This window comes from Polaromonas sp. DSP2-3-2b2 (assembly GCF_049895905.1).
Taxonomy (GTDB): domain Bacteria; phylum Pseudomonadota; class Gammaproteobacteria; order Burkholderiales; family Burkholderiaceae_C; genus Polaromonas.
In genome coordinates this window covers 1-24,039 of the sequence record NZ_JAFCTH010000024.1, presented here as the reverse complement: position 1 = coordinate 24,039, position 24,039 = coordinate 1, and the positions used below count along the sequence as shown (strand labels likewise).

24 protein-coding genes are annotated in these 24,039 nt (G+C 56.5%); 14 read left to right on the top strand and 10 right to left on the bottom strand.

Annotation, left to right across the window (positions count from 1 at the left end; translation table 11 throughout):
• Window positions 1-12 precede the first annotated feature (12 nt).
• The 6 genes from ACP7AD_RS16075 (at window position 13) to ACP7AD_RS16050 (ending at window position 5,636) form a co-directional block, all read left to right on the top strand.
• On the top strand, window positions 13-153 hold the full coding sequence (locus tag ACP7AD_RS16075; RefSeq protein WP_426148757.1) for a universal stress protein: 141 nt from the start codon (window positions 13-15) through the stop codon (window positions 151-153).
• 170 nt (window positions 154-323) lie between these two features.
• The gene (locus tag ACP7AD_RS16070; protein WP_426148756.1) at window positions 324-647 is read left to right on the top strand and encodes a hypothetical protein; all 324 of its coding nucleotides are present in this window, start codon (window positions 324-326) and stop codon (window positions 645-647) included.
• Window positions 648-710: 63 nt separating this feature from the next.
• Window positions 711-2,633 (top strand): acyltransferase family protein, encoded by a 1,923-nt coding sequence (locus ACP7AD_RS16065; RefSeq protein WP_426148755.1) that lies wholly within the window; start codon window positions 711-713, stop codon window positions 2,631-2,633.
• Entirely contained in the window at window positions 2,584-2,766 is a 183-nt protein-coding gene (locus tag ACP7AD_RS16060; RefSeq protein WP_426148754.1) for an SGNH hydrolase domain-containing protein, read from the top strand. Before ACP7AD_RS16065 ends, ACP7AD_RS16060 begins: the two co-directional genes overlap by 50 nt.
• 507 nt (window positions 2,767-3,273) lie before the next feature.
• Window positions 3,274-4,749 carry a SulP family inorganic anion transporter gene (locus tag ACP7AD_RS16055; RefSeq protein WP_426148780.1) on the top strand — a complete coding sequence of 492 codons (1,476 nt, stop codon included), beginning with the start codon at window positions 3,274-3,276 and terminating at the stop codon, window positions 4,747-4,749.
• A gap of 29 nt (window positions 4,750-4,778) precedes the next feature.
• Window positions 4,779-5,636 (top strand): universal stress protein, encoded by an 858-nt coding sequence (locus ACP7AD_RS16050; RefSeq protein WP_426148753.1) that lies wholly within the window; start codon window positions 4,779-4,781, stop codon window positions 5,634-5,636.
• 293 nt (window positions 5,637-5,929) lie between these two features.
• Here ACP7AD_RS16050 and ACP7AD_RS16045 read toward each other — a convergent pair whose 3' ends face one another.
• Entirely contained in the window at window positions 5,930-7,885 is a 1,956-nt protein-coding gene (locus ACP7AD_RS16045) for an acyltransferase family protein (RefSeq protein WP_426148752.1), read from the bottom strand.
• A gap of 533 nt (window positions 7,886-8,418) precedes the next feature.
• Window positions 8,419-8,979: a hypothetical protein gene (locus ACP7AD_RS16040; RefSeq protein WP_426166222.1), complete on the bottom strand. Its 561-nt coding sequence runs from the start codon at window positions 8,977-8,979 to the stop codon at window positions 8,419-8,421.
• Window positions 8,980-9,399: 420 nt separating this feature from the next.
• Between ACP7AD_RS16040 and ACP7AD_RS16035 the strand changes: the two genes are divergently transcribed.
• On the top strand, window positions 9,400-10,356 hold the full coding sequence (locus tag ACP7AD_RS16035; RefSeq protein WP_426148750.1) for a DNA/RNA non-specific endonuclease: 957 nt from the start codon (window positions 9,400-9,402) through the stop codon (window positions 10,354-10,356).
• A gap of 314 nt (window positions 10,357-10,670) precedes the next feature.
• Here ACP7AD_RS16035 and ACP7AD_RS16030 read toward each other — a convergent pair whose 3' ends face one another.
• From ACP7AD_RS16030 to ACP7AD_RS16020, 3 genes are all read right to left on the bottom strand, one after another.
• Window positions 10,671-12,194: an NYN domain-containing protein gene (locus tag ACP7AD_RS16030; protein WP_426148749.1), complete on the bottom strand. Its 1,524-nt coding sequence runs from the start codon at window positions 12,192-12,194 to the stop codon at window positions 10,671-10,673.
• Window positions 12,195-12,839: 645 nt separating this feature from the next.
• Window positions 12,840-13,283 carry a helix-turn-helix domain-containing protein gene (locus ACP7AD_RS16025; RefSeq protein ID WP_426148748.1) on the bottom strand — a complete coding sequence of 148 codons (444 nt, stop codon included), beginning with the start codon at window positions 13,281-13,283 and terminating at the stop codon, window positions 12,840-12,842.
• Between the two features lie 88 nt (window positions 13,284-13,371).
• The gene (locus ACP7AD_RS16020) at window positions 13,372-13,584 is read right to left on the bottom strand and encodes a DNA-binding protein (RefSeq protein WP_426148747.1); all 213 of its coding nucleotides are present in this window, start codon (window positions 13,582-13,584) and stop codon (window positions 13,372-13,374) included.
• Window positions 13,585-13,667: 83 nt separating this feature from the next.
• On the opposite strand from ACP7AD_RS16020, the gene ACP7AD_RS16015 reads away from it, so the two are divergent.
• A complete protein-coding gene (locus ACP7AD_RS16015; protein WP_426148746.1) occupies window positions 13,668-14,852 on the top strand; it encodes a helix-turn-helix transcriptional regulator in 1,185 nt (394 codons plus the stop codon).
• Window positions 14,853-15,118: 266 nt separating this feature from the next.
• Here ACP7AD_RS16015 and ACP7AD_RS16010 read toward each other — a convergent pair whose 3' ends face one another.
• The 4 genes from ACP7AD_RS16010 to ACP7AD_RS15995 all read right to left on the bottom strand — a co-directional run bounded on the left by ACP7AD_RS16010 (window position 15,119) and on the right by ACP7AD_RS15995 (window position 18,850).
• On the bottom strand, window positions 15,119-15,526 hold the full coding sequence (locus ACP7AD_RS16010; RefSeq protein ID WP_426148745.1) for a hypothetical protein: 408 nt from the start codon (window positions 15,524-15,526) through the stop codon (window positions 15,119-15,121).
• Window positions 15,495-15,617 carry a hypothetical protein gene (locus ACP7AD_RS16005; RefSeq protein WP_426148744.1) on the bottom strand — a complete coding sequence of 41 codons (123 nt, stop codon included), beginning with the start codon at window positions 15,615-15,617 and terminating at the stop codon, window positions 15,495-15,497. Before ACP7AD_RS16005 ends, ACP7AD_RS16010 begins: the two co-directional genes overlap by 32 nt.
• A gap of 105 nt (window positions 15,618-15,722) precedes the next feature.
• Entirely contained in the window at window positions 15,723-18,485 is a 2,763-nt protein-coding gene (locus ACP7AD_RS16000; protein ID WP_426148743.1) for an LPD7 domain-containing protein, read from the bottom strand.
• Window positions 18,482-18,850, bottom strand: coding sequence for a plasmid mobilization protein (locus ACP7AD_RS15995; RefSeq protein WP_426148742.1), 369 nt, complete (start codon window positions 18,848-18,850; stop codon window positions 18,482-18,484). The genes ACP7AD_RS16000 and ACP7AD_RS15995 overlap by 4 nt, the downstream gene beginning before the upstream one ends.
• Window positions 18,851-19,238: 388 nt before the next feature.
• Between ACP7AD_RS15995 and ACP7AD_RS15990 the strand changes: the two genes are divergently transcribed.
• From ACP7AD_RS15990 to ACP7AD_RS15975, 4 genes are read left to right on the top strand one after another with little or no spacing between them, the layout of a single operon-like run.
• Window positions 19,239-19,667 (top strand): hypothetical protein, encoded by a 429-nt coding sequence (locus ACP7AD_RS15990; RefSeq protein WP_426148741.1) that lies wholly within the window; start codon window positions 19,239-19,241, stop codon window positions 19,665-19,667.
• The gene (stbB, locus tag ACP7AD_RS15985; RefSeq protein WP_426148740.1) at window positions 19,664-20,359 is read left to right on the top strand and encodes a StbB family protein; all 696 of its coding nucleotides are present in this window, start codon (window positions 19,664-19,666) and stop codon (window positions 20,357-20,359) included. Before ACP7AD_RS15990 ends, stbB begins: the two co-directional genes overlap by 4 nt.
• Window positions 20,360-20,367: 8 nt before the next feature.
• Window positions 20,368-20,916 carry a hypothetical protein gene (locus ACP7AD_RS15980; protein ID WP_426148739.1) on the top strand — a complete coding sequence of 183 codons (549 nt, stop codon included), beginning with the start codon at window positions 20,368-20,370 and terminating at the stop codon, window positions 20,914-20,916.
• A gap of 8 nt (window positions 20,917-20,924) precedes the next feature.
• Entirely contained in the window at window positions 20,925-21,401 is a 477-nt protein-coding gene (locus ACP7AD_RS15975) for a hypothetical protein (protein WP_426148738.1), read from the top strand.
• A 6-nt stretch (window positions 21,402-21,407) separates the two neighbouring features.
• Here the strand turns inward: ACP7AD_RS15975 and ACP7AD_RS15970 are convergent, their stop codons facing one another.
• The gene (locus ACP7AD_RS15970; protein WP_426148737.1) at window positions 21,408-22,382 is read right to left on the bottom strand and encodes an IS1595 family transposase; all 975 of its coding nucleotides are present in this window, start codon (window positions 22,380-22,382) and stop codon (window positions 21,408-21,410) included.
• Window positions 22,383-22,695: 313 nt separating this feature from the next.
• Here ACP7AD_RS15970 and yghU point away from each other — a divergent pair, with 313 nt between their 5' ends.
• On the top strand, window positions 22,696-23,571 hold the full coding sequence (yghU, locus tag ACP7AD_RS15965) for a glutathione-dependent disulfide-bond oxidoreductase (protein ID WP_426149206.1): 876 nt from the start codon (window positions 22,696-22,698) through the stop codon (window positions 23,569-23,571).
• A gap of 40 nt (window positions 23,572-23,611) precedes the next feature.
• Window positions 23,612-24,039 (top strand): glutathione S-transferase (locus tag ACP7AD_RS15960; RefSeq protein WP_426149207.1); only part of this gene is annotated, 428 nt, incomplete at its 3' end.

The following is a 24,039-nucleotide window of genomic DNA, read 5'->3' as shown; positions in this document are numbered from 1 at the left end:
AGCGACCCCTTGATGAATTACCTGAAAGCGCATGCAGTGGACCTGCTGGTGATTGGCGCCTACGGCCACTCCCGCGTCCGCCAGTTGATCATGGGTAGCACGACCACGACCTTGCTGCGCACCAGCCCGGTGCCGGTCCTCGTGCTGCGCTGACCGCCGTCAACAGCAGCCTCACCGAATTTCAAAAAATCATCCGCTGGCCCCACCTTTCGAACAACGCCCTCATGGCCTTACCCTTGCCCAACTGCCGCGGCGACATTCACGGGCAGTTCATCGCGCGCTTGGCGCGATGAACTGCCGTATCCAACCATCGGCATGGACTGATGCTATTGCCAATGTTTCATTTTGATTTCAACTTGGTCGATGCCGCAGCGCTGAACTCCATCGAGCGTTGGCTGCTGGTGGCGCTGTGTGCGCTTGGTTTCATCAGGAAGTCGCGCTCGACATGGTGTCGAGTTGCGCCAGTTGGCAGGACCGACAACGGCGCCAAGGCGACGACCGCGCTGCTGCGCCGGCAAGGGGCACTGTCTCCCGCATCTTTTAATGCTGCACAGGCCATCAGCGAAGGCTGCAAAAGACGGCATTCCCTGCCACTGTGCGCCCTGTTGCATGCCTGTTCTGCTATTAATTATGGAACATTAGGGTAACCCTGGCTACCTTGTAGGCCTGGCTAGAATTTTCACGACAACAAGAAAAACCCAGAGGATCGTATGACCCAGGATGCCCGCATCGCTTCTGGTTTCCGCAGTGACATCAATGGCTTGCGCGCCTGGGCCGTCGTCGCCGTCATCCTGTACCACTTTGGCGTGCCGGGCTTGGGCGGCGGCTTCGTCGGAGTCGATGTGTTTTTCGTGATTTCAGGCTTTTTGATGACCGCCATCGTGGTCGGCAGCCTGGAGCGCGGAAGATTCTCCCTACTTACCTTCTACCTGGCCAGGGCGCGCCGCATCTTGCCAGCGCTCATCGTGCTGTGCGCGGTGCTGCTGGCACTGGGCTGGTGGATATTGTTGCCAATCGACTACCACGCGCTGGGCAACCATGTGGTGTTCAGCCTGGTTTTTCTGTCCAACATCAAGTTCTGGCGCGAGGCGGGTTACTTTGACGCCGCTTCGCACGAAAAATGGCTGCTGCACACTTGGTCGCTGGCGGTGGAATGGCAGTTTTACCTGCTCTTGCCGCTGGTGGTCGTGGCGGTATGGAAATGGCGCCCCGGCCGACGTCCGCTTGCCGGGTTCATGGCGGCAGGGCTGCTGGCATCGCTTGCCTTGTCCGTGGCGGCAACGCCCTTGCAGCCCACGGCGGCGTTTTACCTGCTGCCGACCCGCGCTTGGGAAATGCTCGCTGGCGGCCTGGCGTACCTGCTGGCGCATCGCGTGGTGCTGACAGCGCGCCAGCGCACGGCGCTTGAAGCGGCCGGCTTGGTGCTGGTGATTGCTGCTATTACCGGCTTTGACACCGCCTCGCCATGGCCGGGCTGGCGCGCCCTGGTGCCGGTGCTGGGGACGGTGGGGGTGCTGCTCGCTGCCCGCGCTGATTCGCCCTGGACGGGCCACCGCGCTGCCCAGTGGCTGGGCACACGTTCGTATTCGCTGTACCTGTGGCACTGGCCGGTCGTGGTGGTACTGTTTTATTACCTTGAAGTGCAGCCAGATGCCACGGCGATGGCGGCCGGTCTGGCGCTGACCTTGGTGCTGGGGGATGCCTCTTACCGGCTGGTGGAGTCGCCGGCGCGTGTTCATTTGAGCCGGCCGCAGTGGCGCTGGGGCGCTGCAGCGCTGCTCGCGACGATGGCGGCAGTGGCTGTGCCGGGGGTGGGGATTCGGGTTCAGGAGGGCATTGCCGGGCGGTTTTCGGTGGCCATTGAGGCGGTCTCGGCCGAATCCAAAAACATCAATCCCCGGCGCGACGGCTGCCATGTGGACAAAGGCGGCGTTACTTCACCCTCGTGCATTTATGGCGGTCAGAACCTGGCCGCCATTTTGTTGGGCGACAGCCATGCCGATGCGGCTGTGACCGCGCTGGCAGCGGCCGTGCCAGGAGCCCATGATGGCGTCATGCAATGGACCTACGGTGGCTGCCCGACCTTGTCGGGGATCTCGCCGGCGCCTGGTTTCAAGCAGGCGCAAGCCACGAAAGGCTATGACTGCAAGCTGTTCATCGACGGGATATTTCAGCAGCTCCATGCCATGCCTAGGCACATTCCCGTGGTGGTGCTGAACCGATTGACTTTTTATGCGCTCGGTGAAAACGATCCCTCGGCAGCAAGCATGCCGCTTGTTTTTTTCTCGCAGATGCCGCCTTCCGTCACCTCGGACTTCCTGTTTGAATTCGCGGCCAAGGTCACCGACACCGCCTGCCAACTGGCCCGGGACCGAACCGTCTACCTGGTGCGTCCTCTGCCGGAGATGCGCAGCCACGTACCCAACGCGATGGCACGGGCCATGCTGGTCGGCCAAGCCAACAAAGACATTTCCATTTCGCTGCTGGACTACCACCAGCGCCATGGCCTTGTCTGGCGCGCGCAGGATGCCGCGCGCGAGCGCTGCGGCGTGAAAATCCTCGACCCTTTGCCATACCTGCCAGATGGCCGCTGCCAGGGCGCCAGGGACGGCCGGCCGGCCGCTGTATTTTGACGACGACCATCTGAGCGAATACGGCAACAAGCTCCTCGTCCCGATGTTTGCCGAAGTCTTTCAGGTTCAGGCCGACAGCACGCCGGATCTGGAGCGCGCACAGATGAAAAATCGCGTGGGCTTTTTAAGGTGATATTTCGCTGACGGTGCCAGCTTTCCATGGGATGCCGGCAAGCGTATTTCAGCGCCCAAAGCACTGCTGCAGGCTGCATCAACCACGAGGTAACAAAACCTTAGCCTGCATGGCCAGAGCAATCACATATAGGTTCGCAACATATTGATGTTGTTGAAAATCTGCGAAAAACCCATGAGTTAAATGTTCCATGCAATCACCCCTACCAGCATGGAAAGTGAGCCGTTTCAAGTCAATTGTTATACTTAGCCTGTGAAAATTAGCTGTCATAGGATCTCCACCACTGAGGTTGTCAACCGCGGACGCGAGTTGCCCCGAGGCTATTTTTGCTCTGTGACGCCGCCCTAGGCCATCACTCCGGCGCCACGCGCCGCGATTTTTACCGAACTCGCCAGCCCAGCTTTTCTGCTGCAGCGCTTAGTTCCCTCACCCCCCCCCCCCTTTTTTTTTCCTATTGACTCACGGCCGCCCGGTCATGCCTGACGCCGTCCATACCCATTGAAAACAATCTATTCATCCGTCCGCCAGGACTGGTTCTCCAACATCCGGGGCGACCTGCTTGCCGGCATCGTTGTGGCGCTTGCCCTGATTCCCGAGGCCATTGCCTTTTCCATCATTGCCGGGGTTGACCCCAAAGTCGGCCTGTATGCCTCGTTCTGCGTGGCGGTCGTCATCGCCTTCACTGGCGGAAGACCTGGCATGATCTCTGCGGCCACTGGCGCCATGGCCTTGCTGATGGTGCTGCTGGTCAAGGACCATGGCCTTCAGTACCTGCTCGCTGCCACGGTGCTGACAGGTGTGCTGCAGATCATTGCGGGACTACTCAAACTGGGCGCGCTGATGCGTTTTGTCTCGCGCTCGGTCATCACCGGCTTTGTCAACGCGCTGGCGATCCTGATCTTTCTGGCGCAGTTGCCCGAACTGACCAATGTCAGCTGGGTGGTCTATGCCATGACGGCTGCCGGTCTTGCCATCATTTACGGTTTTCCCTACATCACCAAAGCGGTGCCTTCTCCACTGATCACCATCGTCGTTCTCACGGGCGTGGCAATGGCGCTGAAGCTCGATATTCGAACCGTGGGCGACATGGGCGAGCTACCCGACAGCCTGCCCATATTTTTGCTGCCGGATGTCCCTTTGAACCTGGAGACGCTCACGATCATCTTTCCCTATGCCCTCACGTTGGCAACTGTCGGCTTGCTGGAGTCGATGATGACCGCTTCCATCGTCGATGAACTGACCGACACCCCCAGCAACAAGAACCGCGAGTGCATGGGCCAGGGGGTGGCGAACATCGCCTCCGGCTTCATTGGTGGCATGGCGGCCTGCGCCATGATCGGACAATCGGTGATTAATGTGAAGTCCGGCGGGCGCAGCCGCTTGTCGTCTCTCGCGGCCGGCGTTTTTCTGCTCCTCATGATCGTCTTCCTCGGTCCGTGGGTGAAGCAGATCCCGATGGCAGCGCTGGTGGCCGTCATGATTATGGTTTCCATCGGTACCTTCAGCTGGGACTCGATACGAAACCTGCGCAAGCATCCGCCCAGTTCAACCTTAGTGATGATTGCCACCGTGGTGGTGACGGTGTCCACGCATGACTTGGCCAAGGGAGTGTTTGTCGGCGTGCTGCTGTCGGGCATTTTCTTTGCACACAAGGTCGGCAAAGTGCTGCGCATAGACCGCACGCTGGATGCCAGCGGCAAGATACGCACTTACAACGTCATCGGGCAGGTGTTTTTTGCCTCATCCGAAACGTTCATCAATACGTTTGATTTCAAGGAAGCGGTTCAAAAGGTCCGGATCGATGTCAGTCGCGCCCATTTCTGGGACATCACGGCGGTAAGTGCCGTCGATAAGGTGGTTCTTAAATTCAAGCGCGAAGGCGCCGAGGTGGAGGTGCTTGGTCTGAATGATGCAAGCACCACCATGATGGACCGCTTTGCGATTCACGACAAACCCGGCGCGGTTGAAAATTTCATGCATTAACTGCATCCACCAGACCAAAGGAACACACAATGAATAAAGTCTACGCCTGTATTGACGGCCTCGCCAACACCGCCGCCGTGATCGATTGGGCCGCCTGGTCCGCGCTGCGGCTCGATGCGCCGCTGGAGTTGCTCCATGTCCTCGAACGCAGTCCCAAACCTCCTCAAATCAACGACTTCAGCGGGGCCATTGGGCTGGGCGCGCAGGAAGATCTGCTGGTTCAATTGAGCACGCTCGATGCGCAACGCGGCAAGCTGGCACAGGAAGTGGGCTGGCAACTGCTGGCGAGCGCACGAGCGCGTGCTGCCGCTTGCGGTGTGCTGCGGCTCGATGTCCGGCTGCGCCACGGCGAGTTGATCGACACCGTGCTTGAGATGGAGCCGGACGCACGCCTTTATGTGCTCGGTGAGCATTACCGCGCCACCGATGCGTCGAAAATCCATCTGGACCACCATGTCGAGCGCGTGATCCGTGCCGTGAAGCGTCCGGTGCTGGTTTCGACCGGGCAGGCTTTCGAAGCCCCCAAGCGTTTTGTCATGGCCTTTGATGGCAGCCCGACGGCGCGCAAGACCATTGATACGGTGGCGCGTAGCCCGTTGCTCAAAGGTCTGCCCGTGCTGGTGGCGATGGCCGGCGCCGATACCGCACTGGCGCGCCAGCAGCTCGAAGAGGCTCGGCTGGCCCTAGCTACCGCTGGCTTTGACGCCACAGTCCGTTTGGAGCCGGGTGAGCCTGAAGAAGTGCTTCCTGCGCTGATCAAGGCGCAGGGCGCATCGCTGCTGGTGATGGGGGCTTACGGTACTTCTCGCATCCGTCAGCTGATTGTCGGCAGCACGACGACCACGCTGCTGCGGCTCAGTGAGGTGCCGGTTCTGATTTTGCGCTGATGGCTTGCTGATCAATTGCCTTGCAATTTTGAGCTGGCGGGTTGTGCCATCGATGGCTCGCCGGGAGCGCTTATGTGGAACAACGGTTTTTTTTGCTGTTGAGGCCCTAAGACACTGAAACGGGTTTGGAGCCATAGTCTATGGTTCGCCTGCTAACTTGAGAGCCAATACAACATTGCCTGTTGCCGCTTATTCAGGCAAGACCAGAACATCGAATTTTGCCAGGCTGCTGGCTTTCATCCTGTGCAGCGACATGCTGCACATTGATGCCGTCGACCGACCGGCTCGAACCATCACCGTGCGGACACCATCTGTTGTAGGTCGGGAGGGCTTAAAAAATCCTGCAACACCTGTTTGGCAACAAAGTCGGAGCCGGCCGGCGTCAGGTGCCCATAATCCAGCGCAATCAAGTCGAATCCGTCATAGGACGGCACCTTGGCGCGGCATTCGTTGAGCCGGCACAACCTGTCGATGATTGAGACGAACCTGACATTGCTTGTTGCATAAATGGCATGAAGTTTTCCGTCTGTATCCAATACCTTGGGATCAAGGCCCTCTGCGACATAGTCATGCTTGGCTTTCAGGTCTCTCGCAACAATGACGGGCAGGGAGGGCCTCCACTGCGGTACGGGTCCGACAAGTACGAGTTCGCCGTGGTTCGCTTCAACCAGTCTGGCCATTTCTTTCCAGTCGGTTAATTGATGGTCCTGGCTTTGGACAATAAACACGCGCGCGGGTTTATGCTTTTTAATGAATTCAATCGCAAACTCGTTGCTAGCCTGGCATGCCGACTTGTCAGTCCCGTTCTTTGGGTCAGGATGCAGTTTTGGCTTGCACCCGCTGGTGACCACCTGTGCCAGTTGTACCAAAGGCGAAATGTTCTTGCGAATTCCAAACGACAGGGCCTGGCCATGCGAGTCTCCCCACAGCAGGTAGACCGGGCGGTCGCCGCTGGTGGCGGTGCAGGCCGCGTCAATCGAACCTTTGTTCTTGCCGGTGGTCCACTCTGAAAAATCGCATTGCTCCTGGTAATAATCGGACAAGCCCAGCCGGGTCAATTTTTTATACTGGTCCAGGAAAACCCGGGTTTCGTCCTTGTTGATGTACCTGCCCGGGAAACCATTGAGCAAAACAATGGGCATCGCCAACAGGCCGACCAGGCAAAAAGCGCCGACCAGTTGCGGAGTCGAACCAGTATTGCCAACGCGTATGGGCAACTCGATGAACTTGTAGGTCAGCCATGCCAGCGCGATGGCCAGCAGCACCAGGCCAAGGCGAACCGGGCCGGCCGGCGTTTCTTCGTTATTCCACAGCATGGCCAGGGACAGCAAGGGCCAGTGCCACAGGTACAGGGGGTAGCTGATCTTGCCGAACCAGACGGCGACCGGGTTGGACAGCACTGTTTTGTTAAACCATGCTAAGGGCCCCGCCGAGATCAGCAAGGCAGCGCCCAGTGTTGGCAACAGCGCCCACCAGCCCGGAAATGCGCGTTCGCTGTTGACAAACACCAGTCCCGCAACAATCAAAGCCATGCCCAGGGTGGACTGCGCGTTGGCATACCGGGCCATTGAACCGGCCTTGTGCATCAGGGCATAGGCCAGCAGTCCGCCAATGATCAATTCCCAAAAACGTGAAAGCGGCGAATAGAAAGCGGCTTGCGCATGCTCGGGAAAGCTCAGCACATTAAAGGCGAAAGACACCAGGGCAATGCTGCAGGCAACCCCGACAAAGTTCCCCCGGCGCTTCCAGAGCAGTACCAGCAGCAAGGGCCAGATGATGTAGAACTGCTCCTCGATCGCCAGGCTCCACAGATGCAGGAGCGGCTTTGACTCGCTGGCGGTGTTGAAGTAGTCGTAGCCGGCCTCGCTCCACAGCATCAGGTTGGAGATGAAGCCGATGCCGCCCAGCGTGTGCCTGCCGACCTGCTGGTATTCACCGGCCAGCAAGCCGAACCAGCCCAAGCCCAGGCAAGCCAGCAGAACGACGACCAGCGCAGGAAATATCCGGCGAATGCGCCGCCGGTAAAACTCCAGGTAGCTGAAGGAGTCGCTCCGAAGGTTGCTAAAAATGATGGTGGAAATCAGGAAGCCCGAGATGACAAAGAAGATGTCAACGCCGATAAAGCCGCCCACAAGCCTTGTCGGAAAAGCATGAAAGATGACCACGGACAGCACCGCCAGGGCACGCAGTCCGTCAATGTCAGCGCGGTATTTGGGATGGCTCAGCAAGGGCTGGTGGAGGGGTTGCATCAAACTTCCAGGAAAACGTTATTTGAAGCAGGAGTTTTTTAGCCGAATCAATTGGAAAATTTAAATTAGGTCGAGTGCCTACTCCCCTGCCGGGTCTGTATCCAGTTTCCTCAAGACCGTACTTGCCGCCAATCACGTCGATGGGGTACCAAATGCAAGCGGGTCGCGTTCGTCTTTGTAGCAGCCCCCTGCCTCTCTAGCGGCACTCGTGAACAGGCGGGTTTTCACAAGTTTCAGGGAATTTAAACGCGGCAGTAAGCCGGAGCAAAAAAGGTAAAAATTGAAACAATGAGAATCAAATAATATTTTTTGATAACTGTGTTACCTCCTTGGTATTGAAAGGCGGCCAGCGCCGATACGAGTCCCACCTGGCAACAACTCATCCTGCCAGATTGGGGTTTAGGGCGCAATGGAATGTAAAACATGGTTAAGAAATTTTGCTGTGCTGCAGAAGACGCGATCAAGCCAGGGAGCAATATTCGCCGACGCAGGGGAAATATCGGCGTCTTCTGAAGCCAGACACCTCTGGCGGATTAAGGCTTTAGCGAGTTGAGGAAATCCGATGAAGATCCTGCTGCAGCTAACGCACGCTGCCGCGCAACGATGTGCACCTGCATCGTTGCCAAACGGTCGAGCAGGCGGATGCGTGCGGCGATCGGCCACCAGTCATACAGAAAAATCTCCATCGGCCTCCACATGGCGACCCAGCCACCAATCAGCACGCTTTGATGCAGTATCTGGGCCATGCTTGCCCCGGACAACCAGGTGTTGCTGACCTCGCCCAAGCCAATCGACAGCGATAAAACGGACAAGCCGATCAGCAAGCTGATACGGCCGCGCCCGAACAGCTCCCTCAGCTGCAAGCGCGTCGTGGCCGCCTGGGCTGCGAAATGCGTCTGAATGGCCCGGGCCACCTGGCCTAGTTTTGCCTCGTCGGTCGGTGGTTGGTCCAGGTGGATGATCAGTGCCAGCGGTACGTCCTTGGCCAGGCCCTTGCTGCTGTCCACGATGTACGCATCAGCACCCGGATCCATGTCGCGCGCATGAAAAGGCGAAGGGTCAATGGAATTGAACAGCTGATCGATCAGTTCCACATGCACCTCAATAGATGCGGTGCTTAAGGGCTGCTGGTGGCGACTGTGCGGCGGCATGAACGCCAAGCATAGGCCAAGACAGTTCGCGTCACTTCTTGGTAGCTCAGAACTTGTAAGTTGTGATCCAGGCTGAAAAGGCTTACGAATCCCGGTCAAAACATAGTGCAATTGGTTTTGAGCCTGGCCTATAAGTGGACCCTTGTCTTTTAAGCTCAAAAATGAGCTACTTCCTGATCCGGTCTCACCCCGTCTTGGCATTGAACAGAGCACTCACTGCCGGGTTGTTGCTTATCGGCCCGCCACGCGCTCGGTGCCGGCGCCCGCCTGGCTCGACGGTCGATGCCCCCATATCTCCATGCACCCATATCTCCATGCACCCGCAGCGCACGACAATGCCGGGTTTGAGCCTTGCTTCGCCCCATGACCAAACGCAAACCCACCCGGCGTCCGCGCGCCCGCAGCACGACGGCCCGCCTGGCCGGCATCGCGCTGACCCTGGCCACTGGCGTGTCGCTGCATTCGTGCGCCGAGCTTCCCGCCCGGCGCCTGCAGCTGGCCGCTGGCGCCCAGCTGCAGGCGCTGCTCACCCGCCTGGGGACGGCAGTGCGCCAGCAAGCCGGCCAGGCGAGCGGGCCTGGCGCGGCTTCGGGATCTGCCCGCGTTCCTGCGGCCTCCGGGCCACCGCGTTCGGCCAGCACGGGCGGGGCATTTGCAGCGTGCCTGCAGTTCTTCGCTGGCGGGCAGCCGCCCGTGGTCAAACCCCAGCCGAGCCAGCGCGCGCTGTGCTACGACGCCTTTGCCATCTTGCATTCGGGTGAGAGCAAGACGGCCGTGTATGTCGCGCAAAAGCTCAACCGCGCAGCCATCGCCGACGCTGACGAAAAGCGCACCGACAAGTTCTTTGCCGATGCGCGCCTGCGCGCAGCCGAACGCGCCCAGCTGGAGGACTACCGCGGCAGCGGCTATGACCGGGGCCACCTGGCGCCGGCCGGCCAGATGCCGACACCGGCAGCGATGGCCCAGAGCTTTTCGCTGGCCAACATGGTGCCCCAGGCCCCCCGGCACAACCAAGGCACCTGGCGCGTGTCAGTCGAAGATGCCACAAAGAAATATGCGGCCCGGGCGACAGGCGACGTGTATGTGATCACCGGGCCAATCTACGTTCCGACCATCGCCCAGAGCAAGGGCATCGGGCCGGGCCAGGTGCGCGTGCCCACGCATTTGTTCAAGCTCGTCTACGACGAGGACCAGCACCGCGCCTGGGCGCACTGGCACCAGAACGACAACGCGACCCGTGGCGCCAAGCCCATCAGCTATGCGGAGCTGGTCAAGCGCACCGGCATTGATTTTTTGCCAAGCGTGAATTTGAAGGAATGAGCCTATGCCGCCTGTCCTTGATAATCTGACACGCTATCGTTTTGATAGCGCCGGCTACAAAATTCTGCACAAGCCTGTCCTGAGCGGCCAGGCTGAGATCCTCCTTTTGTGAATTTCAGCACCGGCAGCACGATGCCCTAAACCGGTCCTGGCTGATGCCGGTGCCTAGCAATTTCAGCCAGCCTCATGAGCCGCCCTGCGGAATAAATGCCTCAAGTTACAAAAGCCCTTTTCCTTGTAGCGGCCGGCCAGCTCAATCGCGGCATCGAATCCCTTAGACTTTTTTCGATGCTGGCCTTCGTAGTGTTATGCAGTTAACTCCCTGTTCCAATCCAAACCTTTAGACGCCGCTCGGCGTCAGCATCTACAGGAGCCTGTGTCTCGCGTGACCAGGCCGCAGCAATGACGCGCTCCGCAACGGCAATCAACTCGGTTCCTGAGGTGTATTTGTACGATGTATCCAATCCACCAAAAATCAGTGCTCTTAGCAGGCCTGTGACTCTTTTTGTGCTGGAACGAAAACCGTCGGCGGTAAGGGATTCAAGTATTTTTCTTGTCACAGCGTTAATCTCGAATGGCTGGTTATTGCCCATATGATCCGTAATGTGCAGCAAGACGCGGTTGAACTCGGCTGCTTTGATGGCAGGCATGTCTGCCGCTCGGAGCATTTCAGCAACAAGTGGCTCATTGACCAGTCCGCAAGGGGCATTATGAAGACGTGGGTCGAACAACACAAAGGTTGCGCCATCCTCGAGTTCCGAAGTTTTCAAACCCTCAAGCGACAGTCTCTTAAGGTAGCCTGCCAATGTAGTTGAACCATTCCAGCCGGATTGCAATTGCGGCAAATCCTGTCGTAAGGTAGTTCCCAGCCGTGAAAAATTGACCGGCCCTGCGGATTCAGTCACCATTCTTTTGACAATGTCGGCTGCGGCTTCATCTAGTTGTGAGGGAGTTAAGGTCGTATAAAAAGAACGGTCGCCAGCTGGTTCAGTAGAGGGTATAAATTTAGAAGAGGTGAGGGCAGTTGATTCCAACCGGGTTCTATCAAACGCCATATTGTTATGAGGATTTATCTCGATCTCCTCGATGGCCAGCCTGGAGAAAAAACTGCCAAAAGAACCAGCACCATCCCACTTTCTATCCAGAATACCAGGATATTTGTTTTGAATCAACTGCGCGATCGTAGCCATAGGCACGGGTGCATTTGCATCTAGTACCAGCTTTCGCACGAAATCCCTGGGATTCAATGGGACTTCAGCAATCTGGAAACCGCTTGCCTCAACCTTTGCATGAATCATCTCGCGGTCTTCTTCAAACCCCGCTTCACCTAGCGCATCTTTAAGAAATTCATCTATTTCAATGACATAGTCAGCTGATGCTTTATATGATTTTGACGCAACACCGGCGGCAAACATTACTGTACGCCGGTCGTGACGCCGCAAGCGCCTCAGCAAAGGAGAAAAATCCGCATCGGCGGAAAATACAATAAATTCGTCGAAATGCGTTGGATCAAGTAAGGTGTCAATCGCATCCAAAACAAGATGTATGTCTGTACTCGTTTTACCGGTCGAGGTCATGGGTGGACAGTCAATAATCTCAAAGCCTGCCTCATGAAACGATCGGCGGTATTGTTGATACCACTGGGGATTCAAATAACAACGCCGTACCAGTATTCGTCGTTGATCAGCAGAATTTACGAGGTTATCGCGGTCAAATTCTTGCGTCAACCACTTAAGCCATTTGAGCGGCTTGCTCGCGAAATCATTTGCAGCTTTTAAGCTGATTTGCTTCAACCCGGTATACACATTGTCAAAATCGACAAAAATCGCTGTTTTCATAAGTTCTAAGTTTTCCCTGCCATCGCTTGTGCTGTTCAAGTTATAGACTTCACCGAAATCATGGCCTAGGAATACTAACTGATGCCAGTTTCAAGAAATCATGTGGGAAAGATAACAATCAGTGGAGGTTATTCGGCAAAGTATTTTAACTTACAACTATTTTTTGACACGGTCGCCTGTTGCAAACGTGTGCTGGCTGAAATCAAATTTGGCATCCAGATTTTTGTCGTTTGTGACCGCCAGCAAACGTTGCAAGGCGGTTGACCGGGTAAATATGGTCAGTTGAATGCGCCTTGCGCACAGGCCCGCACGGCGTGGCTCTTGGCTCCTGTGCCAAGGATACGTGCAGCCGCAGCAGCCACACTGGCAGGCATTGGCGAGGGCAGGCGATCCGGCTCTCGCGGCAGCGCGGCCTTGTTGGGCAATGGGGCTATGCCCGACACGTTGAGCCAGCCCTTGTTTCGCAACCAGTTGTGCGGCTTAGGTACGAGCGATCCGGCTTCTTTTTGCCACTGACTCGAACTGCGCCAGTCTATGACTGCCGCCAAAATAGTTGCTTGCAACACAGCATCCGGTGCCAATCGTTCCCATTGATCACGGGCTTTGTGTTCATCAACCTGCTTGGGAAAATTTTTGAAGAATGTTTCAAACCCTGGCTGGCCCCCCGTGGGGGGTAGGGGGGGTATCAGGTTCCTTTGGGATCCTTTGGGTTCCGTGCCCCGTTTTTGGGCCTGTTTCCGAGGAAAAATGGGCCTCTTCGAAGGGAAAATCGGGCTTCTTTGAACTCACCCGTTTTTGGTCCTCTTGAACAGGCCCAAAACCGGGATAGTTCAATCTGTAAACAATCACCTGCTTCGTTCTTCCTTTTCGTTCGCCTGTGTCTGTGATGTATCCCAGCTCGACAAGCCGTTTGACATTTGCCTGGACAGTTTTCCGGTCTTGCGCAGTGGCCTCAGCAACATAAACAGCAGAAGGCCACGCCGTGGATGTTTTATCGTTCGCACAATTGGCAAACACGACCAGCACAAACTTCATGGAAGATTGTTTGATTGGCTCATTCAATGCCCAAGTAAGCGCGGAAATGCTCATTTTGATTCTCGTGCGTCAACTTCATGCGTGCCAAAAAGCCACTTGACTGCCCGCAAAGGCAAGCAAGGAAGGCGGCACTCTGGTTGTCTTAATGAGCACTTAAAACCACAGCAATCTCTGCAGTTCGGAAGTAGACACGTCGACCAATTTTGAGTTTTGCCGCATTTATCGGTTTTGACCAAGCAGAATCGGTGCGCAAGCTGATGCGCAATCCCTCCACTGAACGGTCCAAAACCTTGGCCAGCATGGCCACGCTCATTAGCGGGCCATACTGATTGGTTAAAGCTTCTTCGATTTGCATAGTTATGGTTCCTTTAGGTTGGTTACCAAGGATCGTGCTTTTATCAAAATTCGCAAAATCTGATAGTTAGCTAAAATGGAGACATGGAGAAAAAAAATAAACCTGGACCTAAATTCAAGCCTAAAGCTGAACCTGAAACCATAAACATATGGCCAGGATGCGATGCTTCATTGGCAGTGGCGATAACAGCGTTTTCCAAGAAATGGAAAGCGTACTCGCCAGAATCCCGCTCTCATTCAATTTTTAGGTTGATGCGCGAACTTATTGATCCAGCGTGGAATGATCTCCAGATGCGTTTTCCTTCACTGGACAGCATCGCCATGGACAGAGCGTGGCGCAAATATCAACCTGCAGCCCTGAAAGTTACCAGGGTTGTAAATGACAACCTTAATTTACCTATACAAAACGCATCGCCTTGTGCAGCAAAAATAAATGGGCAGTACGTTTTAAGTGCCTTTACACTTCATTATGGATTTCCAGCGCTTGAAGAGTTTTTCCGCTTGGTAGCGCGGGAAATGTATGGTCCGGATCATAAGAAACCGCCGCATGTGTCGTTTGATTGTCTTCGCGTTCTAGCGCAAGCATGTAGGAATAAAAAATCTAAAAAGAAAATGTGGGATGACGGGAATGAGGGAGGAAGCATCAACATACGCAGAGCGCACCTTCGCCCGGTATGCCGTTTCTGTGGTGAAAAAACAGAGATAATCGCGTATTGCGGTGGCGCCGGGTGGTCGAAAAGTAAGAGTAATAATTTCGGGCTCAGCCGTTTATATTGTTCTGTTCACAGGCCTAAAGCGCCTGGCAGCGAATTGGTACGCGCCAATTACTTCAAAGCCAAAAGAAGTGAGTCAAAATTTGATCTGGAACTAGGTCGCCTAGAACGCCAAGTCATAGGTGCTCGTCAAATGCCCTGGGCTCGATCTGGCAACGAATTGGTCGATAGATACATTCTTCGATTCGTAGAGCATCATCTGTATGGTTTACTTGACAGCGACAGCAAACTCCGTGAAGAAGCTCGCAAGATGGTTGATCAAAAAATAACAGATCGTAAGAAAAAAATCGTGATGCTTTTAGCCTCTGGCCTTAACCAAAGCCAGTCGGCGCAAAGTTTAGGCATAACACGGCAAACCGTCTCTAAGGATCTTCAATCCATCACCGACGCCTATAAAAGTATGTATCGTCTTGACCTTTTACCTGACCTGCCTGCTGACCTTGATCTGGCTGACGAATCTACATATGTGTGGGGGACCGAATTTTCTCTTGAGTAAAACATCTGTTCTTCATTTGATGTCTTGAAAACTTGTATAAGTTATTAATGGAACCTGAAGTGCCGACATTGCAGAATGACGAGCTTTCCAGTTACTGCTGAAATCACGAGGCGCACGCCCCCTGCCTCAATCATGCGTATTTTAATAAAGGTGGACACCCGAAAATACAGGGTGAGTTGAAAGAGTTTGCGCTCCTGACGCAGCTTTAATCTTTTTCGATGCTTGCTTTTACATTCGATCGCGATGTCATCGAGTTAATTGACTCGCTAATTTCTTTCCATGAATTTGTGCCAAGCACGGTAACCCGCCATTAGCGCCCGTGCATCGGAAAGGGCATGGTGCGGAGGCCCATCCTGGGTGTAAGTAAGGTTTAATGCTTGCTCGAAGGCAGGGTGAGTGATAGCAGCGCGATCCAGGTGCAAATTTTCCCCCAACTTGGCAGGTGATTGGCGACAGTCACTGCCAAGGTAGGCATCGGCAAGCAACAGCCAATCGCTCTCGAAGTCGTAAATGACGATGGCGGGCGCTGGCAGTTGGTCGAACCACTCGCGCAAGCGGTTCGACAACTGTGCACGATCACATTCGACATCTGGCATGCCACCTAGCAAGGGCAGCACAGTTGCCCGCACAAAATCGCTACAGTCAGCTTGGCTGATAGTCGGTTCGTTCGGCATGGAACTCGCGGCCATCTTCGGACACCAGTGCAATACTGATCAGGCTTGGGCGCATGAAGGCAGTGAACTCGGTGTCAAGAAAAATCAACATTTTTTCAGCCTTTGACGACGTTTTTCTGATTTTGTAAATTTGCAAAAAACCTCGGCTTCAAAGATGCTGCAGTTCGCGCGCTTCGGCCAGAGCATGCAAGTTTCATCAGCGTTCTTGACCTGAACTTCCAGGCTGTTCTGATTCATCCATTCCAATGCCCTCGCGATACTGAATGCGTGCGGTTTGACCGACCGTGTAACTGCCTTGGAGCTGGTCTACGCGGTGAATCACAGCCGTGTGACGGCCGACCTTGTGGACTACAAATTCATCCGTGACCTGCAAGATCTTGCCCAGGTACTGCCTGCCCTCCACCACCCTCTCAACGTTAAAGCCCTGGTCTTGCGCGAAGGCTATCAGCCGCGCATAACGCTCCTCGTCTTGCGAATCCACTGAGGGTGTTTCTAGGAGGAGCACAGGCGCAACCTGCTGCAGACCGGCCGCATCCACGCCGGTGTCCTGTACTTTCAGCGGTGTTTGCGCGGGAGCTGACGCCTGGCGTTTGTCGTCCACCAGCTGCAAGCGCAATGCTTCGAGCGCAGGATCGACAAATTTGACAGGAATGCCCCGGGCGACAGCGACTGCAACGACGCGCTGCTGGAACTCTAGCGGTCCGGTGAGCGTCAGGTCCTGGCCGAATTTTTCACCCGCGATCAGCAATGCGGCGGCAATGACGTCCTCATCGTTCTGGTCAAGCACGACAATGCGCAGCCCTTCATCGCGGAAAACGGCCCGGCCATCTTTGCTGTAGGTGATGTCGCCGTTGAGTTCCACGTGGTGGGTTAGCGCACGCAGGAGCGCCGCGGACGACTCGCGGGCCCGGCGGCGGCGCTTTTTTTCGGCCTGATCATTCCCGAAAGCGATCGTCCCCGAGATCGCCGCCTGTACCGGCGTCGCACGCGCCGTGTTTTCGAGCTCGCGTAGGGCAGCAAGCGCCTCTTCGCTTCCCGCTTGAGCGCGGCTTTGCGGGAACAACTGCCTGGCCTGCGCCTGGAACGGCGGGATAGATGGGAGAAGCTCAAGGCGCTTCTCCGTGAGCTCGGCTTTGACCTTGGCCACGCCGAGCTTTTCCAGGGATGGCGCGGATTTTCTGGCGGTGCCGGACAGGCCGGCCAGGGTCTTCGCCTGCGCACCAAGCGCGAGATCTGGGTTTTCCGCCACCTGCGCTACCTTGAAGCCCTGCGAAAGCTGGGCCGATGGCGTTTTGTCGCGTGCGCGCGTGACCTGCTTGCCGATCTGCAGCGCATACACCTCGCGCAGGATCGGCGCCGCTTCACGCCAGGGCAATCCCATTTCCTTGGTCAAGAAGTCACTCGGCGTGAGGCAGCGGGTGCCGCACGCAATGCGCGGTGTGCCGTCCGTGGCCATGGCCACCGGGTACAGCGCCGCATCCAGCCCGTGCGAGTGGCGAAGCCGCGCCAGGAGCTGCGTGCAGTCAAGGTGGCGGCGAATCTCGGTATACCGCTCCTTGTCCGCCGCCTGCTCGTATCGCTCGCGCATGTCGTCATGGATGCGTGCGAGCTCGCTCGATGGCTGAATCATCCGGTCACGCTTTCTTTCGTGCCCGGCTGGCGAGGCCTGCTGACCGGCGCCGCCGTTTCGCCCTTGAGCTCCATTTGTTTGTCGCACGCCAGTACCATCTGGTGGGGCTCTTGGTGCGGCTGGTACATCCATGCTTGGGTGATCTCGCAGTAACATTTCGGTCCGCTCCTGAATTCCATCCAGGTTGCGTGTTGGCATGCGCGGCATGCGATTTCTGGCGGTGGCAGTTTTTCGGTTTGGAGCTGCTGCAGGACCTGGGAGTGCATGATGATTTCTTTCTAGTTGATCTAAGAGATGCTGGCGCGTTGCCGCGTCGGCGGGTAGGTAAACGTCTTTGTAGAACTTGCTGCCCGTGTGCAAGTACCGGTTTTCGCGGGCTTTGAAGCTGTGCCACTCGCTGAGCGTTTGTGCAACGTACTGCGGCGCTTTGCGAGGCTGCATCTGCTCCAGATAGGCCGCTTTTGCTTTTTCCGACACAATGGCGACCTTTTCGGCTGTCGGGCGCACTATGAACTGGCGCTGGAAAAAGACGCCCTGCAGACGCATGGCCCGGGTGGCGCCGGGCAGCATGATTCGGTAGCACTCACCGAACTGCCCTGCGCGCATTTTTGACACGGCGCCATGGAGCGCCAGCAGCTGGCCAAAGCGCGCCCACGTGGTGATGCTTTGGGCGATGATGGCCTTTTGCAACGCCACTTCGAGCGCGGCTTTTCTGCTGTTGAACGTGCCAAGTTCATCGGGCCTTTGGCCCGTGTACCTGGCCAAAACATCCACCGCGTTTTGCGGCGTGATCTTCGGGTTGTCCTTGGGACTGCCAAACCCGTGGCGCGCATTGAAAGATTCCTGCCAGGCGTCGATGTATTTGAGGTTGTCCGTTTGCATGCCCAAAAATCCCAGCGGCGCAATCGATTCACCGGTGAGCAAGTCATGCTTGCCCAAGCCAATATGGATGTGCGTCAGCCGCTCAATGGTTTGACCGGTTTCTGCATTGGCGTAGCTCAAGATTTTGGGGCGGTGTGCCTCGGCATAAAACGCGATCCGATGGCGCTCGGCCTCAGGCCATGCCGCCAGGGCATGACTGCGGAACTCGGCCACAGCAATCTGAAGCATGTCGTCGGTGACGTGCCGCTCTGAAAAAGACAACGTCAGGTGGTCGTAACGGTGGCCATCCTCGCCATGCGTGGAGGTCGCCAGCTCGAAAACGTCCAGATCCCCGAACAGCACAACGCGCTGGTCCAGCTGGTCGCGGTGCAGGTCGCGGCCCTTTTTCTTGCCGTGCTCCAAATACTCCTTGAGCCCACCCTTGCCGCCGCCGATCTCGACAATCATTTGTTTGCCCCGCTCGTTTGCTCAAGCATGAAACCATTGAGTTGCAGGAGCTGGCCGATGATGGCCAAAAACGTCGCTTCCGACAGCACGCCGCCCAGGTGCTCGACGTTCGCACGGTGCGCCAGTTGGTTGAGATTGTTCGATGCCTTTTGCAGCAAAAAGACAGCGCGTTTGGCATCGGCCGAAGCGGCCACTTTGGCAACCACCTGCGTGGTGTTGTTCAGGACGTGCGCTCTGAAAAACTCGGATTGGTTTAAACCGGACGCAGAAAACTTCCTTTCGTACACGAGGAAATCCTCATCCTTCAGCCGGAAGGACACCGGGTGCTTGAGCTTTTCATGCTCAGGTTTGGTAGGCCGCGCCATGCTTTCTTTCTTCGTTATTTACAGTGGCATCGCCACGTCCAGCCACAGGCTGGCGCTTAGCTGCCCACCTGCGCAAGGACGGTGGGCAGCGCAAGGGGGTCAAGGGGGAACACCCCTTGGCACAGGCCACGTTTGCAAAATCACGCCGTAGGCGGGTTTTTGTAAACGTGGCTGTCGTGCCTGCGTTTGCCATGCCAGCGCGCCCTCCGTTTCAAAGGGCCTTACGCTTAATTATGGTTATCTACGGTTGTTTACGGGTTGTATTTAATTAATATCGGTTGTATGATACATCGATCGATGGCAACCACAAGTAGCCTAGATTGCATTTGGCTGTATTTAGGTTGGAGACAGGTATGATCTTGTCCAGTTCCAACACAAGGGCCATGCAATGGACATCAGCGAATTTATTAAGCAAGTCAAACCCCGAGCGAAGCGCTCGCAACTGGACCCGTTCAAGTCTCAGATTTTTGAGTTACGGGATCTGGGTTACGCCAATGGGCAGATACGCGATTGGTTGGCCAGCAACGGAATTGAGGTGACACAAGAGTCGGTGCGCAAATTTGTCGTGACGCGGGAAAGTGCAAATGCACAACCAGGCAGTCAAGAAAAGGCAGCTGTTCTCAGAAAAAGTGCCCAAAAAACCAGTCAAGTACTGGCGGTTACTCCACCCCATGGGGGTGGTGACAGCAACGCGGAGGAACCAGTCGCTGCGCCAGCAAAGTTAAGTCAGAAGCAACGGCGCGAAAAACGTGCCGACGAGTTCATCAAGTCAGAGAACCCGGTTCTCAACAAGTTAGTAAAAAAGAAAGATCCATGAAAAACGTAGTCATCAATTTTTCGGGCAACGTTGGAAAGTCGACCGTTGCCCGGCATCTTTTAGGCCCTCGGTTGCGCAACGCGCAATTGATTGCCATCGAGAGCATCAACTCGGATGGCTCCCAGGACGAAGCCATCCGGGGAAGCCAGTTCGGTCAATTGCAAGAGGCCATGGCCCTCATGAGCGATGCGGTCATTGATGTTGGCGCCTCCAATGTTGAGGACTTCATCAATCTGATGACGCAATACAAGGGCAGCCACGAAGATTTTGATTTTTTTGTCGTGCCCACCGTCTCCCGCGCCAAGCAGCAACGCGACACGATCTCCACCATTGAAGCCTTGGCCGACATTGGCATTCCGGCCAAAAAAATACGACTGGTGTTCAACATGGTCGAAATGGATGAACAAGTGGAGCAGGTTTTTTCCGGTCTGTTCGACTACCACGCCAGCGCGAAGCGCTTCACACTCAAACCTGACGCTGTCATTCACGTCAACGATATTTACAGCAAGCTCGGCAGTGCTCAGCAGAGCATTGCGGCTGTTCTGGCCGATCCCACGGATTGGAAGGAAAAAATTAAAACGGCCCAGTCGGATCAGGAAAAACTGCAGTTCGCACAGATGCTCTCCGTCAAGCGCCTGGCACTTGGCGTCACCGAAGAGCTGGACGCTGTATTCAAAACCTTGCTGAAGTGAGGACGGCCATGACTGCGAACAAAACACTCGACATCCTGGTGGCCGAAATGCTCGGTGACATCGGCAAATTGCACGATCAGGTGGCTGACTTGAAGGCTGAATTGCCGCAGATTTTGGGGCAGATGCAGGCGGTGATTGCGGCGCAAACGGCCAAGGCCGACGTGTTGCAAGAACCAATCCAAAAAGCCATGCACAGCTTCATCCGGCAAGAACTGAAAGGGCTTTCGGTGGCTGTCAAGGAGGCGAAAGAAGCTGCCGTCTATTCATTTGACGTGGATGTTTCGAGCGCTATGAGAAATAAGATGGGTTGGGTGCAATTCAAATGCAAGCAATCCTTTGACGGAGCGACCAAAAAATTCGACGCTGCGGTGACCGACAGCGCCAAGCTGGCGGAAATCAAGGTCAGTGAAACACTCAATGGTATTTGCCAAAGTTTGCAGAACAAAATCGATGAAATCCGTGCAGAACGCTGGAAGGGACAGTATGTGTCCATGCTCTGCGCCTGCGTTTTTTGCGGGTTGACTGTTGGCGTTCTTGCCGTCTACATCTTGAAATGAGCGCTGCAATGGAACTGTCAAAACAAGACATGCAGGCGAAGATAGACGACTTGACGCGGGCGATGGTCGGACTGGTTGCCAAAGAGGTCCTTTGGCGACAAGCCTGGGACCGTGAACGCAAGGAAATTCTGGACAAGATCGATGGCATCAATGAAATCGTGGGAACCAAAGACACCTATGGCAACGGGTTGGCCGCCGTCGAGCTGACGCGTCGCTTCGGCTGGGAACTGGTAGTGCCCAATCGCATGGGTGGTCACTACTACGGCACTGTGGTCGCCATGGAGCGTCATCTGGCCTTGGTGAAGTTCGCCAGCACCAAAATGCTGGAGTTGCCGTTCGGGGCGATGGCTGTCACGCAAGAGCAGAGTCCGAAACTGGGCGATTCGGTTCTCATGGTGTTCAAAAATGGTGTTTTGACGGCGACAGTGATGCCGCATACGATCCGCTCATCAACGCCTGAACAAACCAATTGGCGCAACCGATGAAAATGGCTATGTCACTGTTAAATGTGGAAATTTTCCCAAGGCCATCGCCAAGACAGCTTGCCCAGAGTCGCCATGGTGGCTGTCCAGGGCGCGAAACCAGCCGAGGTAGTTGTCCAGATAGCCCGTGGCAACGCCGTGAAAGCGGTGCAGCCACTGTTTGAGACGGCCGTGATAGGCGTTGACATTCTGGACATGGATGGCGCCGTTGACGCGCACGCCTGCGTTCAGATTGACCGCCTCGTGCGCCAGGTGCGCGTCGTGCGCAAAGCCGCAGTAGGTCCGGTTGCCATCGCTCACCAGCAGCGCATCCTTGGCCAGCACGGGCTGCAGTGCGCCGGCCAGTGCGGCTTTTGTCATCTGCCCGCGTCCCATCACCCAGTCCAGCGTCTGTCCGGCACGGTCCCGAGCCACCAAAACGCAGACCAGTTCACCGGACAAGCCCGCTTTGCTCGCCTTGCTGCCGCGACGGCGAGGCGGGCGGTCCAGCTTGCGACAGCCCTTGCGCGACTCCAGGATATAGGTCTCGTCGGCCTCGGTAATACCTTGCAGCGTTGTCGCGCGGTCTGCCTTGAGGCCGCTGAGAAAGCGATGGCGCCAGCGCAGCGCCGTGTTTCGGTGAACCTGCAGGGCAGTAGCGGCCCGGCGAAGGGTGAGGGACGCGGCCAAGGCTTCACTAAAACCGAACCACTTGCCCTTCTTGCGCAGCCGCGCCAGCGCGGTGCCCGTCAGGGCATTGAACGTGCGGTGGCATGTCCGGCAGCGGTAACGCTGCAACCCACTGACGTGGCCATGCCGGTAAAGCTCGCTGCCTTGGCAGTGTGGGCAGCAGCGCGGCTCAGTCGCGCTGGACGACTCAATGACGGCCAGCCCTTTTTGCTGCTCATCGAGTTCATCCAGACGCTTTTTGAGCAGTTCACGCTGGCGCAGCGTGAGCCGGGGCACCTGTTGGTTCATCAACGCATTGAAAGTCTCGGCGTTCATGGCTAACCTCCTTCACGGTTCGCTATGAACTCTACGCCTCTGGAAAAAAAATTCCACATCTAACAGTGACAGAGCCTTTTACTTTGAAGGGCCTGTGCAGGTTAGCGCCAATGCAGAATTGACCCATGCTGTCGGTTTCTGTTGCCTCTTTACATATGCCGCAAGATCCGCTCAGCGCAAGAATTGCAGTCCTTTGAAGTGGGGACAGCCACCATCGTCCGCATGGGGCAAACCGTCCATTGACGGCGATCCGCGTACCATGCGACTCGAACCCCCACCCAACAAGCTTCCATCACGACAAAGTGCCTTCCCCATGGACAACTCTTCCTCTTACACGCCGCCCAAGATATGGTCTCACCTCAAGGAAAGCGGTGGCCGCTTTGCCAGCATCAATCGGCCGACCGCGGGCCCGACCCATGACAAGGACCTGCCGGTCGGACGCCATCCGCTGCAGCTGTATTCGCTGGGCACGCCCAACGGCGTCAAGGTGACGGTGATGCTGGAGGAGCTGCTTGCAGCGGGGCATACGGGCGCCGAGTACGATGCCTGGCTGATCCGCATTCAAGACGGTGACCAGTTCGGCAGCGGCTTCGTCTCAGCCAATCCGAACTCCAAGATCCCGGCGCTGGTGGACCGCAGCGGACCGACGCCGCTCAGGGTGTTTGAGTCCGGCGCGATCCTGTTGTATCTTGCCGAGAAGTTCGGCGCCTTTCTTCCCGCAGACGGCCCCAGGCGCGCCGAATGCCTGTCGTGGCTGTTCTGGCAGATGGGCAGCGCTCCTTTTCTGGGCGGAGGTTTCGGTCATTTCTACGCGTACGCGCCAACAAAAATAGAATACGCGATCGATCGGTATGCGATGGAGGTCAAGCGCCAGCTTGACGTGCTCGACCGTCGCCTTGCTGAGAGTCCCTATCTGGCAGGGGACGAGTACACCATTGCCGACATGGCGGTGTGGCCTTGGTACGGCACGCTGGTCAAGGGTCAGTTGTACGAAGCGGGTGAATTCCTGCAGGTTCAGGCGTACAGCCATGTGCTGCGCTGGACGGATCAGATTGCCCAACGTCTGGCTGTGCAGCGCGGTCGCATGGTGAACCGCACCATGGGCGCGCCATCGAGCCAATTGCACGAGCGCCATGATGCAAGCGACTTCGACACCAAGACCCAGGACAAGCTGACTGCGCCGCTTTGAGGCTCAGCTGCCTGTCCTGTCCTCCAAGCGGAATTCAACCATGATCACACTGTACGACTGCGCTACCGCACCCAGCCCGCGCCGCGCCCGAATTTTTCTCGCCGAAAAGGGCGTTGCCCATGAAACGGTCCAGGTGGACCTGAGGAATTCCGAGCAATTGAGCAGCGCCTACCAAATCATCAATCCGCAGTGCACGGTCCCCGCGCTGCACACGGAGGAGGGGACCCTGCTGACTGACAACGCGGCGATCACGGCCTACCTGGAGGCGCGTTACCCGCAGCCGCCGCTGCTGGGCATCACCCCGAACGACAAGGCGCACATTGCCAGCTGGAACTGGCGCGTCGAGTCCGAAGGCCTGCTGGCCGTCGCCGAAGCGCTGCGCAACAGTGCCCCAAGCATGGCCAACCGGGCACTGCCCGGGCCGGTGGACTACCCGCAGATTGCCGAACTGGCGCAGCGCGGCCTGGC